We start from the raw sequence: 14,108 nt of genomic DNA on the forward strand, positions 1-14,108 counted from the left end.
CCCGCACTATCCCGCCTTGTCATTGAACATCTTGCGCAGCGCGACATAGCCCTGCTGCTGCTGGGTCCAGTTGCGACCGCCGGTGATGGCGCCGTCGACGACGAGGTCATGACCGTTGATGAAGGTCGACTCGTCGCTGGCGAGGAACACGGCGGCATACGCGATGTCGTCGGGCACGCCGGCACGCGGAATCGGCTGCGCGGTCTTGTAGACCTCGCGCATCACGTCTGGCGTCTTTTCCGCCGCGTCGACCGAGAGGCCGAGCGCCTTGCCGAAGATGCCGGTCGCGATCGCACCGGGCGAGATCGAATTGACGCGCACACCGGATTCGCCGAGCTCCATCGCCACGCAGCGGGTGAGATGGATGACGGCGGCCTTGGCCGCGCCGTAGACGACCGACGAGGAGAAACCGGCGAGCCGGCCGGCGATGCTGCCATTGTTGATGATGCTGCCGGAGCCCTGCTTCTTCATGTGCGGCGCCGCATGCTTCATGCCGAGCATGACGCTCTTGACCAGCGTCGCCATGGCCGCATCGAAGCGCGCGGCATCGAGCCCCTCGATGCCGCCGGTCTGCGCCGGGCCGCCGGCGTTGTTGAACAGGCAGTCGATGCGGCCGAACCGTTCCACGGCAACGCCGATCAACGCCTGCATCTGCTCCTCCACCGTGACGTCGGTCTGGCGGAACAGGCATGCGGCGCCGAGCCGTTTCGCGAGCGCCTCGCCTTCCGCAGCGCGGCGGCCGGCGACCACGATCCGGGCGCCCTCCGCCACGAACACTTCCGCCGTACGCAACCCGATGCCGCTGGTGGCACCCGTGATCACTGCGACCTTGCCGTCGAGCCGTCCCATGTCGGTTTCCTCTCTCAGCGCTGACGATAGCCGGTTCCCTTGGCCGAGTATCGCCGCCGCGGATCGCAACGCAAGCTATGCTTGCGCATCCGAATTGCCTATTTTCTCCCAAGGCACCCGTTGGATTCGCCGATCACGCCGAGTGACAGTACCGATGAAAAAATTGATCGACGAATTCTGGCGCGGCTGGCAGGGCACGGCACAGCCATCCCTGCTGTTCAGCGTCGTATTCGGGGCGGGCTGCCTTGCGCTCGCGACGCTGGCGCGCTTCGGCCTCGCGCAGATCCGGCCGGACGTGTTCTTCACGCCGTATTTGCCGGCGGTGTTCTTCGCCACCGCGGTCGCGGGTATGCGCATCGGTATCCTGACGGCGCTCGCCAGCGGCCTGCTCGGGGTCTTCGTCAATTTCAGCGACTCCACGCCCGATCCGGCCCGCTTCGCGCTGCTTGCGATCTACTGGGTGGTCAGCGGCCTCACCATCTGGGGGGTGAATCACTACCGGTCCATGGTCACCCAGCAGCGCGAGGTATCGCGGCGCCTGATCCAGGAGGAAGGCTACCGCAAGCTCCTGGTCGACGAGCTCCAGCACCGGCTGAAGAACAAGATGTCCTCGGTTCATGCGGTACTGCATCAGGTGCTGTCAGACCAGCCGCAGGCCTGGTCCGCGATTGATCACCGGCTGCGGGCATTGTCGGCCACCGACGACCTGATTGCGCGCGTCGACGGGCGTGGCTGCGACATCCGCGATCTCCTGCTTTCCGAGCTCGGCCCCTATGGTCATGTCCGCTTCACATTGAACGGCAATCCGCTGTTCCTGCCCGACAAGCTCGCGGTCAGCCTGGCGCTCGTGTTCCACGAGCTTGCCACCAACGCCGGGAAATACGGCGCGTTCTCCTCCGCGCGCGGGCTGTTGCAGGTATCATGGACGGTGTCGGATGACCGCCTCGTGGTCACCTGGGACGAAACCGAGGGACCTCCGGTCGAGGCGGTCGGCGCCGCCGGCTTCGGCACCAAGCTGTTGCGCGCCGCGCTGCTCGCCTTCGACGGCAAGACCGAGGTCTCGTTCCTGAGGAGCGGCGTCCACTGCACCATGCAGTGCCGGCTTCCCGCGAGCTGAGGCGCGCGCCAAAGCGCGATGGCTTTGAGCATGATCTCCGCGCAAACGCGTTTTTGCGTTGGTCGCGAGGGAAAACCGGTATCCACTTTTCCGGATCATGCCGTAGCGTTGACGTTCTGTTAGTGACGTCTCGCAACCACCCTGGCGGCGCTGGAATAATGTCGCGGCCGCGGCCGGTTTCTCAGGTCCGCTTAACCAAAACTAAGAAGGAACTCATCACATTCGGCGGCCATGCAAAGCCGCCCTCCCCATGACCTTGAGATCGCCGTAACCGACGACGAGCGCGAGCGCGCGGCGGAAACCGAGCTCGATATGCTGCGGGACGTCCTCAGGATGTTGCCCGCCGGCGTCACGGTCCAGGACGAGGACGGCAATTTCCTGCTGGTGAACGACGCCGCCGCGACTCAGCTCGGGATCGGCGGCAGCGGACCGGCGGCGCCGCTTGCCGAACAGCTCGGGCCGCGCCGCGAGAACGGCGTCCAGCTGCTGCGCGCGGGCCGCGACGCGGTCGCCGAGGAATGCGTCGGCGCCGGCGCCGCCAGGCAGGTGCTGCTCACCGCGCACCGGCCGGTGCGCATTGGCGAGCGCAGCCTGCTGCTTTCGGCGTCCACCGACATCAGCGAGCAGAAGGCCTTCGAGGACCAGCTGTTTCGCTCGGCCTATTACGACGAGCTGACCGACCTGCCGACCCGGCGCGTGATCGAGCATCGCGTCAACGGCCTGCTTCACAGCGGCGGCGAGCGGTTCGCGCTGGCCTTTCTCGACATCGACAGCTTCAAGCACATCAACGACTATTACGGCCATGGCATCGGCGATGCGCTGCTGGTCCAGGTCGCACGGCGCCTCGACCGTGATCTGCGCGAGACCGACATGCTGTCGCGCATCTCCGGCGACGAATTCCTGCTGCTGTTGAGCCCGGTGCAGAGCGAGCATGAAGTGGCCGACTTCATCCGTACGACGCTGGAGCGGCTGAAAGTGCCGTTCTTCATCGACGGCTCGGAGATTTTCGCATCCGCCTCGATCGGCATCAGCCTCTATCCCGATCACGGCACGAGCTACGCCGCGCTATGCCAGAACGCCGACATCGCGATGTACCGCGTCAAGAGCGAAGGCAAGAGCGCGGTCGCCTTCTTCAATACCGGCATGGAGCGCGAAGCCCAGGCCCGGATGAAGGTCGAGCAGTCGCTGCGGCACGCCATTCTGGACAAGCGATTCTGCTGCGCTTTCCAGCCCAAGGTCGATATCCGCACCAAGGCGGTCCGGGGCATCGAGGCCTTGGTGCGCCTGCGCGACGACCAGGGCGTCATTCAGGCGCCCGGCACCTTCGTCAACCTTGCAGTCGAACTCGGCCTGATCGACGAGCTGACCTTCCTTGTGCTTGCCGAGATCGTCAAGTCGATCGACCGCATCAACGAGGCGTTCGGTCACGACGTCACCATCAGCATCAACGTCGCCGCCAAGCAGGCGGTCAACGCCGCGTTCATGCATCGCTTCGCTCGCGCGCTGGAAGCCACCGGCTTTCCGAGGCGCTTCATGGTCGAGGTGACGGAAGATGCCTTCGTCACCACGTCGCATTTCCGGGCCGACATCCTGCCGCTGTTCCGCAAGCTCGGCGTCGGCATCTCGATCGACGATTTCGGCATCGGCTATTCCTCGCTCTCTGCGCTCGCCGACATCACCGCGGACGAGATCAAGATCGACCGCTCCTTCATTACCGACATTCACAAGCGCCCGCGCAGCCAGGGCATCCTGCGCGCAATCGAGTCCCTGAGCGAGGCGCTCGGCATGACCGTGATCGCGGAGGGGCTGGAAAGCTTCGAGGAGCTTGCCTATCTGCAGGCCGCGACCAGGATCCGCTATGCCCAGGGCTACTATTTCTCGCGCCCGATCTTCCTCGATGAATTGCGCACCGCCGCGCCTGCGACGAGCGAGCAACGTGCCGGGATGACGAGCCGGCCACGCGAGCAGAGCCGCAACTTCAATACGCGCGCCGAGCGCTATCGGCGCTGAACGCGGCACGGCCGGCCCTGGCCGCGGCAAATCGCTTCAAAAAACCAACGCGCCGTTAAGATTCAAGTAACCGGTTTTCCTAACCGCGCTGCCATCTATGCATCGTATGCATGTCCCTCCGGAGCTTGGGGAATGCATAGGCTGATTTCCTTCCTGTGGGGCAGAATGTCCCAGACCACCGCGATCGGGCCGCGGCAGATTGCCGGCTCGATCCGGCGCGATCCCGTGCTTTGGCTCACGATCTGCGGCACCATCCTGATCGCTGCGATCGTCGTCGGCACCGCCGTGATCGTCGACCAGTTTCGCGAGCGCGCGCTCAACAATGCCACGCGCGAACTGGAAAACACCGTGCGGCTGTTGAGCCGGCACTTCGATCAGCAGTTCGAGGATTCGGAAGTCATCGCCTCCGACCTGATCGCGCAGATGCAGATTTCAAACCTGCCCTCGGCCGAAGCCTTCAGGCACAAGATGTCGAGCCTGCCGGCCCACGAGATGCTGCGCTCCAAGATCAGCGTGCTGTCCTATGTGGGCGATGTCGCGATCTTCGATGCCGACGGCAAGCTGATCAACTGGTCGGGCCCGCTGCCGTTGCCGACCGTGGATATTTCCGATCGCGACTACTACAAGCGCTTCAAGTCGGACGCGCACGCGCCATCGGTGGCGGCGGAAGCGGTGCGCAGCTATCTCACCGACAACTGGACGACTGTGATCGCCAACCGCCTCAGCGGCGCCGGCGGGACGTTTCTCGGCGTGATGACGCGCCGCATCGACACCGCGAGCTACGAGAAATTCTTCGCCTCCGTCACGCTTGGCGAGGGCGCCGCCGTCTCGCTGTTCCATCTCGACGGCACCCTGCTCGCGCGCTACCCGCGCGCCGATGCGCTGATCGGCAAGAGGTTCAGGACTGCGCCCTTGCTGCAGCGCGTGCGCGAACACGGCGGCCAGCAGACCATGCGGATGGAAAGCCCGGTCGACCACAAGAGCCGGCTCGGCTCGGCGGCGCCGCTGTCCCGCTTCCCGCTGACGGTGATCGCGACCAACACGACCTCGGCCGCGCTGGCGGACTGGCGTGAGCAGACCCGGCTCCTGATCCTCGTCGCAGCCCTCGCGGCCCTCGTGATTGCGCTGACGCTGTTGCAGATCGTCCGCGAGATCAAGGGCCAGAGCCGCGAGGCGCAGCGGCGGCTGGAGGACGAAAAGCAGCGGCTCGACACCGCGCTTAACAACATGACACAGGGGCTCGTGCTGTACGATGCCTCCGCCCGGATCGTGACCTGCAACCAGCGCTATATCGACATGTACGGGCTTTCGACCGACGTGGTGAAGCCCGGCTGCCATTTCTACGACCTGATCCAGCACCGCAAGGACACCGGCTCCTACGACGGCGACGTCCACCAGTTCTGCTCCAACATCATGCGCAATGTCGCGCAGGGCAAGATCTCCTCGACGATCCAGACCTGCAACGGCGACCGCTCCTACCTGATCGTCAACAAGCCGCTGGCCCAGGGCGGCTGGGTTGCGACCATCGAGGACGTCACCGAACGGCAGAACCTCGAGCAGGAGCGCGACCGCAACTATACGTTCCTGCGCGAAATCATCGACCATATTCCCTCGCAGATCACGGTGAAGGACGCCCGCGACCGCCGCTACCTTCTGGTCAACCGCGTCGCCGAGGCGCAGTTCGGCCAGTCGCGCGATGCCATCATCGGCAGGACCGCGGACGACCTGTTTCCCAAGCCGCTGGCCGACAAGGTCGCCGAGGACGACGAAGCGACGCTGCAGTCGGCAAGCGGCCTGTTCCTCGAAGAGCATCCCTGGGAGAGCATGACCGCGGGCCGCCGCTACGTCACCTCGCGGCGGATCGGGATCCGCGACCAGGCCGGCGAACCGCGCTACATCATCAACGTGGTCGAGGACGTCACCGAGCGGCGGCGCGCCGACGAGAAGATCGCGCACCTCGCGCACTACGACGCGCTCACCGACCTGCCGAACCGGGTGCTGTTCCGCGAGCAGATCGAGCATGAGCTGCGGAAGACGGGCAGTGGCGCGCGGTTCGCGCTGCTCTATGTCGACATCGACGAATTCAAGGGCATCAATGATTCGCTCGGCCATCACGTCGGCGACGAGCTGCTGAAGACGGTGGCGGGCCGGATCCGCGAATGTCTCAAGGAGGGCGACCTGATCGCGCGGCTCGGCGGCGACGAGTTCGCCGTGATCCAGACCGGGGTCGGCGGCAGCGGCGACGTCGTCGACTTCGTGACGCAGATCCACGAGGCGATCCGCCAGCCCTATCAATGCCTCGGCCACCAGCTCTCGACCGACGCCAGCATCGGCATCGCGCTGGCGCCGCAGGACGGCACCGACCTCGACCAGCTCATCAAGAACGCCGACCTTGCGATGTACGCCGCCAAGGCCGGCGGCCGGCGCACCCACCGCTTCTTCGAGCCCGCGATGCACGCCAGCGCCAAGGCTCGGCTGACGATGGAGCAGGACCTCAGGCAGGCGCTGGCCGACGGCGGCTTCGAGATCCACTACCAGCCGCTGGTCGACTTCGCGACCAATGAAGTGTCGGGCTGCGAGGCGCTGCTGCGCTGGCGCCATCCCGAGCGCGGCATGATCTCGCCGGCGGAATTCATCCCGGTCGCGGAAGATACCGGCCTGATCAACGAGCTCGGCGACTGGGTGCTGCGTTCGGCCTGCCACGAGGCCGCCAGCTGGCCGGCGCATATTCGTCTCGCCGTCAACGTCTCGCCGGTCCAGTTCCGCTGCCCGACGCTGGCACTGAAGATCACCGGGGCGCTCGCCGCCTCCGGCCTGCCAGCAACGCGGCTGGAGCTCGAAATCACCGAAGCCGTCCTGATCAGCGACGACGAGATCGCGCTTGCGATCCTGCACCAGCTGCGCGCCATCGGGGTACGGATTGCGCTCGACGATTTCGGCACCGGCTACTCGTCGCTGAGCTACCTGAAGCGCTTCCCGTTCGACAAGATCAAGATCGACCGCAGCTTCGTCACCGACATCACCGAGCCCAAGGGCTCCTCGGCGATCGTCCGCGCGGTGGTGAACATCGCGGCCACGCGCGCGATGACGACGGTGGCGGAAGGCGTCGAGACCGAGCCGCAGCGCGAGATGCTGCGCATGCTCGGCTGCACCGAGATGCAGGGCTACCTGTTCAGCGCGCCGAAGCCTGCCGCACAGGTGCGGCTGCTATTGGAACGGCGGGCCTCCGCGGCGGTCGCCTGACCCGCCCTCTGCGGCTGCGCGGCCGGTCATGATGGCGCAGCGCAAGGCCGGTCCGCCAGGCCCGGAACGGATCATGCCAGGACCGTTGCCGACCCCTCACCAATCGGCTAAAGGTGGCCCTCGAAGCACCCGTAGCTCAGCTGGATAGAGCGTTGCCCTCCGAAGGCAAAGGTCACACGTTCGAATCGTGTCGGGTGCGCCATCTCCCCTAGGTACGACTGTTAAGGGTCGTGACCTAGCTTAACGTTTTGTGCGCCTGACCTCAGATACCCGCTTTCGCGCGAGAAAGTCGGCGCGATGCGTAGAATCGCCGAAATCGCCACGCACCTCGCCCATTGCGTATGTAGGGACGACGTCGCTACCGATGGTCTTAGGTCACGACAAGCGAAGCGCGTTTTTCAAACTCGAACGGTTAAGCCGAGTGCAGGGCAATTTGACGCTGTGCCACCCTCGGACGTCGCATTGGCGATAGCTGTTATCGCCCGCGGCTCTTGCGGTGCCATCCATACGTATTCCGATGCTGTGAGCACAGCCCGCAGCGATAGCCGCGATGTCGGACCAGCCTTGAACATCGCATTGTCCGAAATCATTCCAGCCTGTGGCTAACACGGTGCCATCAGATCTCAGACCAAGTGTATGACTGCTGCCTACCGCTATCGCGATAATATCGTGCCAATCGTCCACATCACATTGCCCTTCGTCCCTTGTGCCCGTCGCCAACACTTTTCCATCCGCAGTTAATCCGACCGTGTGCAGGTAGCCCGCCGCCGCGCCAACGATGCCACGCCAATCCGCGACCCTGCATTGGCCATATTGATTGTTGCCAGTTGCGACGACCATGCCATTCGACTTGACGCCGACGGTGTGCCAATCGCCCGCGGTGATCGCCACAATATCCCGCCAGGCGGTTACATCGCATGCGCCTTCATGCTTTCTTCCGATGGCAACGACTGTGCCGTCGGCTCGAAGTCCAACGGTGCGGCGCCATCCACCTGCGATAGCCACAATGTTGCGCCAACCTCCAACATCGCATTGTCCGTGTAGATTCCAGCCGGTCGCCACTACCCTACCATCCGACTGCAGTCCGACCGTATGGGCATTGCCGGTATTCGTCGCCCTGTGAACGTTTCCAGCCGCGACTGCTGAAATATTGCGCCAAGCAGTCACATTACACTGACCGTGCCCATTATCGCCCACGGCCGAGACCGTTCCGCCAGAGCTGACAGCGACGGTATGTCTACGACCTGCACCTATAGTATTCATGAGCACCACCACGTTTCTTCTTCCGTTCTATAGATTGTTGCCGCTGCTCGCCTCGCCGAGGGGGTCACCGCATTCAAAAGGAATCAGAGTGCGCCAGTTTTCCTCATTTCCCATGGTCGCCGTCCGCAGAATGTCCGCGTAATCGGTTTTCGCGGCGTTTTTGCCTGTTCCTGGGCAGCACGAGTGGAACGAGCTGCGCCGGCGCCTGGAAGCATTTTCCCGCTCTCAATTCAGCACAATCCAGGTAGGCCGGTCCTTGCCCTATTTGACCGACGGGCGCTCACGGCCGCCTCCCTAAACGAAATGAGTCGCCGCTCGTCCTCATCCCACAAAACCAGCCGTACGCCCCGCAAGCTTTGGAGCAAGGTGATTCGTCCGACGGTGGCGAGCTGAGGATGGTCCCGCAATACAGCGGGCAACCGATAGCAAGGAATTCGACTGCACAGGTGATGGATGTGGTGGATGCCGATGTTCGCGGTGAACCAACGCAAGACACCCGGCAAGTGGTAGTGGGAGCTGCCGTGCAGTGCCGCTTCATGAAAACTCCAGGTCTCGTCATGGGACCAGAAGGTGTCCTCGAACTGGTGTTGGACATAGAACAGCCAGACGCCGATCGACGCCGCCAGAACCATGATCGGCAGGTGCACAAGCAGGAATGGCCCAAGGCCCACCAGCCGGATCATCGCAGCGACGAAAATCGCGATGGCGGCGTTCGTTCCCATTGTGCTTAGCCAAGGCCTCCAGCCGTCAACCATCATCCCTATTGGCAATCGATGGCGCAGGATGAACAGATACGTGGGACCTACGCCAAACATCACCATGGGATGCCGATAGAGACGATAAAGCATCTGAAGCCATCGAGGCTGCGCAAGAAATTCCCGCACGGTCAACGTGTCAATGTCGCCCAAGCCCCTGTGATCGAGATTACCTGAACTAGCATGATGGCATGCATGGTTGCGTCGCCAGTAATAGTATGGCGTCAAGGTCATGACACCGATGACTCGGCCGGTCCAATCGTTCGCAAGACGGCCGCGGAAAAACGAGCCGTGGCCGCAGTCGTGCTGGATCATGAAAAGGCGGACAAGCAAGCCTGCCGCGGGCGCCACCAGCAACAGGCCAGCCCAATAACCATTGTCAAGAGCAGCCCAGATCAGGATCCAGAGGACAAGAAAGGGCACCGCCGTGATCACCAGCTCGAAAACGCCGCGCGCGGTGTTCGGCTCGCGATATTGGGCGAGCAGGTGCGCCAAGGCGCGGGCTTCCGGGGGGCTTTGAACCACGTCTAGACCGCTCTCGAACCTATGTGTTCAAAATCGCGCGCCCAACAACTGGCCCGCGAGCAACAACTCCAGGCCGCACGGACCGTGTGTCAAGTTGGCTGGAGCGCAGGTGGGCGCTCGTCGGCTTTGGAGGCGCCTTTCTGTTGCGTGGAACGGCTGCTCGGCGGCGGAGGCCCGTTCGCATTGGCTGGCGCGGTCTTGTCCTGCCCTGCCAAAGCCAAGGCGACGACGGGATTCATGCTGTCGACCATCGATGTCGGCATCAGGATCGTGGTGCCGCGTTCCTTGGTCGTCTCATAGATGATGTTCATGGCGCGAAGCTGAAGGGCCGCAGGCTGGCCCGCATAGATCGTAGCCGCTTCGACGAACTTGCCGGCGATCGCGGCTTCCGCCGATCCAAGGATGACGCGGGCCTGCTTTTCCCGCTCGGCCTGGGCCTGCCGCGACATCGCATCCTGCAAGGCCACCGGGATCGCGACGTCGCGGATCTCGACCGATTTCACCGAGATGCCCCAGTCCGCCGTTTTGCGTCCGATCTCGCTGCGCAACAGCTCGTCTGCGGCAGTCCGCTCCGACAGGAGCGCTGACAGCATGGACGCGCCGATCATCTCGCGCAGCGAGGTCTGGGCGACACGATCGATGGCCTGGCGATAGTCGGTAATATTCAAGGCCGCCTTCTGGGCATCATGGACAAACCAGAAGATGATGGCGTCCACATTCACCGGAACCGTGTCTTTCGTCAGGGCCTCCTCGGCGCTGAAAGCGGTAGTCTGAATACGCTCGTCAATGACGGCTACAACGTTGTCGATGACCGGAATGATGAGGAAGAGGCCGGGCCCCTTCACGCCGCGCAATTTGCCGGCGCGCAGGATAACGAATTTCTGCCAGGTGTTCGCCATCTTCAGAGCGGAGGCGACGACGATCGCGAAGACCACGAAGATGGCGCCTGGAACGAGGTAGCCTGTCGTAACGAGGGCGGCGCCGACGGCGAGGCAGACGATCGTAAGGAATACGGTGATCGGATTCATTTTTGATTCCTGCACAAGAAGTCGTCTTGCATACTGATCCGTATCTGGATGTTTTGCTGAGCAATATTGCTCAGTCCAAATCCCGCGTTTCACCGCCGAATACGCCGGAGCTGCACGAGAGAATGCGACCGACAAAGGAAGCCAAGGCTGCAATCCTTGCGCCTCGGATGCGCCGGATCGCGCCTTAAATTTCGGGAAATGTGAGCAATATTGAACAGTAGCGCGCTGCGCAGCGCGACATGTTCATTTCATCGCAACCGCGGTAGCGGCTGCCATGGGGGCGCGGCATGCTCCCGCCACATATGCAGGAGCATTATATGCCTGAAGCTTATGCTCGCCCCGAACCATCGCTCATTCCGATCTTGCGGCCACGCTGCCCGCTGTGTCAGGGCCGCATGATGCTGATCCGCATCGAACCTCGTCAAAACGGTGCTGATCTGCGGACCTTCGAATGCTCCACGTGCGAGCACATCTACAACGTGCTGGCTGAGGATCCAACGAAATCCACCGAGGCGTAGTGGCCGAACAGCAAGCCCACAATCCTCCAGGGAAGGCGCATCATGAAGGGTCCAAATTGCCCGGAGTGCAAATGTACGATGGTGCCCACTGCGAATCCGCTCCACCGAATATTCGGGGATGTGCGCGCGTTCGAATGTACGCCATGCACCTACACGATGCTCGAATATTGCCTTGAGCCGGTGGCGTCCGAGCAAATATCGCAGCCCCACGCTGCGGACTGAGGCCGTTGGCCGATGATTACCGAAAGTGAGCAATTTTGAACAGACACCGCGGTGCATGTATGCACTTTGCCAGTCACCGGGGGATTGCACTGTCCGGACCTAATCCAACGCCACCAAGCATTATTGAGCTTGGTGGCGTTGCGCTTTCCCCGGTGTCCTCATTCGTTAACTTTTCGAAAGTGAGCAAAATGGGACAGCGCCGAGATAGCGGCGGTTCCAGGGTGTTTCCACCACCGCCCCTTCGCTGGCATCTGCGGTGAGTGAGAGTGTTACGCTCTCGCCCAAATAGAGGTCACCTCATGCCGTCACTGGCAGTCCGAGACGGCGCGCGACCTCGCGAGCCTGCCTGACGCGCCTCACGCTCCCGAACGGCGTTCGCGGCAGGCGATGCGAGCCGGCCACGAACTTAAGCAGACGTTCTGCAAGGAGGCTCAAATGCAAGAGATGGCGTATTTCAAATTACGCGACTGGCTAGTGCCGCCGATCGTGGTCCCCGCGTTTCTACTTCTTCTTGTCGTGATCGTTTCGTTGTACCGGTCGTGATTCTTGAGTGCGACATACCGATTTGGCGAGGCGGCGTCTTGGTAGTTTTGCTGAGCAGTTTTTCTCAAGCTTCAAACGGCTTTCACCGCATGACGAGCAATTGAAGCGGAGGTGCCTTCGCGACCACTCTTCGTCACGATCAGCGCGTTAAGCTGGCGGGCAAGAGCTGCGACGATGCCTGTACCGAGTCCGCCTTCCGCGACAATCGCGTGCTTCTGCTTGCCATCGCCATTGTCGGACACCGACAGCGTCCATTCCGTTGCGACGGTGTCGCACGTCACCACAATGAGGCCGCATGTCGTTACATTACCGAATGCGTGCGTCAGCGAATTGATCGCAAGTTCAACGACGCCACACTCCGCCCCAGCTTCCTCCCCATCGGCTCCGTGGGCGGACGAGCCTGATGATCAAGAGCAGCAATATCGCGCCGATCGCGGCTTCAACGATCTCCGATACGATGCCCGAACCGAAATGGATCCCAAGTTGCGGAAATATCCAGCTCGCAATGAACGCCCCCGCTATTCCCACGACGAGATCGCCGACCAGGCCCAAGCCCGTTCCCTGGACGATCTGGGCCGCCAGCCAGCCGGCCGCGATGCCGACGGCCAATATGACGAGAAGGCTTTCACCCGAAATGTTCATTTTCGTGTCCTCACCATCGAACCGCCGGGCGGCGGTACCATTACAGGATAGACTCGAGCGAGGCCGGGCGCTGTGCAAAATTGCTCAGATGTCGGTCGTTTGAGTGGCGGGTTTTGTTAATGGACCGCTTTCGGACTGTGCAGCGAGCCGGATCGGCAAGATACCGGCGATGCCGGTTTCGTCCAGGAGATATCACCTTAATCATCAGGACGACGCGGACCACCGCTGCGAATTGTTGGTCCCGATTTCAGATACGTCCACGACAGAAGCAAAATTTGCCCAACACACCGGTTGCCGGACCTGCTAAACTGAGGGCCCCCATCAGACTTTGACGGTTTCATGCCAAAAATGGCGAAAAGCTCATTTGATCCAAAACTCTTTCTCGCCAAGGTCGGCGAAGGCAAAACCATATTGAAATTTGACAAGAACCAGGTCGTGTTTTCGCAAGGGGACGCCGCCGATACGGTTTTCTATATTCAAAAAGGAAGGATCAAGGTTCTCGTTGTCTCCGAGCAGGGCAAGGAAGCGGTGGTCGGAATCCTGGAACGCGGACAATTCTTCGGCGAAGGATGCCTCAACGGCCATCCCATGCGGATTTCGACAACAATGGCGATGGAAGATTGCCTGATCACGTCGATCGCGAAAGGCGCGATGCTGACGGCGCTTAAAAGCGAGCCAAAGTTCTCGGAGTTGTTCATGACATATCTCCTGAGCCGCAACAGCCGGATCGAGGAAGACCTGATCGATCAGCTATTCAATTCGAGCGAGAAGCGGCTCGCGCGCCTTCTCCTGCTTCTGGCAAATTTCGGAAAGGAAGGTACCCCGCAGCCGATTGTGGCCAATGTCAGCCAGGAGACCCTGGCGGAAATGATCGGCACCACACGCTCCCGGGTCAGCTTTTTCATGAACAAGTTTCGCAAGCTCGGGTTCATTACCTATAACGGCAAGATCGAGGTTCACAATTCGCTCTTGAACGCGGTCCTTTATGACAAGCCTGAGATCAAGAGGGACGACTGAGGTCGCCGGGTCGATCATCGCCTGAAACGCTGGCCGACGATCGTCGGTGGCGGTGTTGCCCGGCTCAACGAACTCGGCCGCGACGTCCCAGCCTTTGGCAACGCAATAGGCGGTGATCTGTCGCTGCTGATCGGGAATCGGCAGATCGCTCTCCGCCTGGCGTCCCGGAGAGACGCGCAGATAGAGCGCGGCCTTGGCGACTACATTTGCGACCGTCGCATCCGGCGGTGCAGGTGCTGCGTCGGTCATGGTTCCACCAATCGCTGGATTGCATGCATCGGCAACACCAGCCGGAGCGAATCCGGCAGCCGCACGAAGCCGTTTCCTTCATAGAAGGCGGCAGCGCGCTCACTGATGGCATCCACCACCAGCATCG

The 14,108-nt window shown here is 62.2% G+C and carries 12 protein-coding genes, 1 tRNA gene and 2 pseudogenes; 6 read left to right on the forward strand and 9 right to left on the reverse strand.

Annotation, left to right across the window (positions count from 1 at the left end; genetic code table 11):
* Positions 1 to 6: 6 nt before the first annotated feature.
* On the reverse strand, positions 7 to 849 hold the full coding sequence (locus QOU61_RS36730; protein ID WP_289656045.1) for an SDR family NAD(P)-dependent oxidoreductase: 843 nt from the start codon (positions 847 to 849) through the stop codon (positions 7 to 9).
* Between the two features lie 154 nt (positions 850 to 1,003).
* Here QOU61_RS36730 and QOU61_RS36735 point away from each other — a divergent pair, with 154 nt between their 5' ends.
* From QOU61_RS36735 to QOU61_RS36750, 4 genes are all read left to right on the forward strand, one after another.
* On the forward strand, positions 1,004 to 1,966 hold the full coding sequence (locus tag QOU61_RS36735) for a sensor histidine kinase (protein ID WP_289656046.1): 963 nt from the start codon (positions 1,004 to 1,006) through the stop codon (positions 1,964 to 1,966).
* Between the two features lie 231 nt (positions 1,967 to 2,197).
* A complete protein-coding gene (locus QOU61_RS36740) occupies positions 2,198 to 3,976 on the forward strand; it encodes a putative bifunctional diguanylate cyclase/phosphodiesterase (protein ID WP_502876861.1) in 1,779 nt (592 codons plus the stop codon).
* A 132-nt stretch (positions 3,977 to 4,108) separates the two neighbouring features.
* Entirely contained in the window at positions 4,109 to 7,219 is a 3,111-nt protein-coding gene (locus QOU61_RS36745; RefSeq protein WP_502876862.1) for a bifunctional diguanylate cyclase/phosphodiesterase, read from the forward strand.
* Positions 7,220 to 7,344: 125 nt separating this feature from the next.
* A tRNA-Arg gene (locus QOU61_RS36750) sits at positions 7,345 to 7,421 on the forward strand.
* Positions 7,422 to 7,594: 173 nt separating this feature from the next.
* Here QOU61_RS36750 and QOU61_RS36755 read toward each other — a convergent pair.
* The 4 genes and pseudogenes from QOU61_RS36755 to QOU61_RS36765 all read right to left on the reverse strand — a co-directional run bounded on the left by QOU61_RS36755 (position 7,595) and on the right by QOU61_RS36765 (position 10,943).
* Positions 7,595 to 8,281: an RCC1 domain-containing protein gene (locus QOU61_RS36755; RefSeq protein WP_289656047.1), complete on the reverse strand. Its 687-nt coding sequence runs from the start codon at positions 8,279 to 8,281 to the stop codon at positions 7,595 to 7,597.
* Between the two features lie 3 nt (positions 8,282 to 8,284).
* Positions 8,285 to 8,482 (reverse strand): annotated as a pseudogene (locus QOU61_RS37315) (hypothetical protein); the annotation flags it as partial.
* A gap of 230 nt (positions 8,483 to 8,712) precedes the next feature.
* On the reverse strand, positions 8,713 to 9,762 hold the full coding sequence (locus QOU61_RS36760; RefSeq protein WP_289656048.1) for a fatty acid desaturase: 1,050 nt from the start codon (positions 9,760 to 9,762) through the stop codon (positions 8,713 to 8,715).
* Positions 9,763 to 9,851: 89 nt separating this feature from the next.
* Positions 9,852 to 10,943, reverse strand: a complete 1,092-nt coding sequence (locus QOU61_RS36765) for a slipin family protein (RefSeq protein ID WP_289656049.1) — start codon at positions 10,941 to 10,943, stop codon at positions 9,852 to 9,854.
* A 164-nt stretch (positions 10,944 to 11,107) separates the two neighbouring features.
* On the opposite strand from QOU61_RS36765, the gene QOU61_RS36770 reads away from it, so the two are divergent.
* Positions 11,108 to 11,308 (forward strand): hypothetical protein, encoded by a 201-nt coding sequence (locus QOU61_RS36770; protein WP_289656050.1) that lies wholly within the window; start codon positions 11,108 to 11,110, stop codon positions 11,306 to 11,308.
* An 836-nt stretch (positions 11,309 to 12,144) separates the two neighbouring features.
* Here QOU61_RS36770 and QOU61_RS36775 read toward each other — a convergent pair.
* On the reverse strand, positions 12,145 to 12,315 hold the full coding sequence (locus QOU61_RS36775; RefSeq protein WP_289656051.1) for a hypothetical protein: 171 nt from the start codon (positions 12,313 to 12,315) through the stop codon (positions 12,145 to 12,147).
* A 100-nt stretch (positions 12,316 to 12,415) separates the two neighbouring features.
* Positions 12,416 to 12,715, reverse strand: coding sequence for a GlsB/YeaQ/YmgE family stress response membrane protein (locus QOU61_RS36780; protein WP_289656052.1), 300 nt, complete (start codon positions 12,713 to 12,715; stop codon positions 12,416 to 12,418).
* 339 nt (positions 12,716 to 13,054) lie between these two features.
* Between QOU61_RS36780 and QOU61_RS36785 the strand changes: the two genes are divergently transcribed.
* Positions 13,055 to 13,732, forward strand: coding sequence for a Crp/Fnr family transcriptional regulator (locus tag QOU61_RS36785; protein ID WP_289656053.1), 678 nt, complete (start codon positions 13,055 to 13,057; stop codon positions 13,730 to 13,732).
* A gap of 57 nt (positions 13,733 to 13,789) precedes the next feature.
* On the opposite strand, the pseudogene QOU61_RS36790 reads toward QOU61_RS36785, so the two are convergent.
* Together QOU61_RS36790 and QOU61_RS36795 are read right to left on the reverse strand one after the other, a co-directional pair.
* Positions 13,790 to 13,981 (reverse strand): annotated as a pseudogene (locus QOU61_RS36790) (recombinase family protein); the annotation flags it as partial.
* Positions 13,978 to 14,106, reverse strand: a complete 129-nt coding sequence (locus tag QOU61_RS36795; RefSeq protein ID WP_289656054.1) for a hypothetical protein — start codon at positions 14,104 to 14,106, stop codon at positions 13,978 to 13,980. The gene QOU61_RS36795 and the pseudogene QOU61_RS36790, both read right to left, overlap by 4 nt.
* Between the last annotated feature and the right edge of the window lie 2 nt (positions 14,107 to 14,108).

Origin of the sequence: Bradyrhizobium sp. NP1, from assembly GCF_030378205.1 — a bacterium.
Classification (GTDB): domain Bacteria; phylum Pseudomonadota; class Alphaproteobacteria; order Rhizobiales; family Xanthobacteraceae; genus Bradyrhizobium.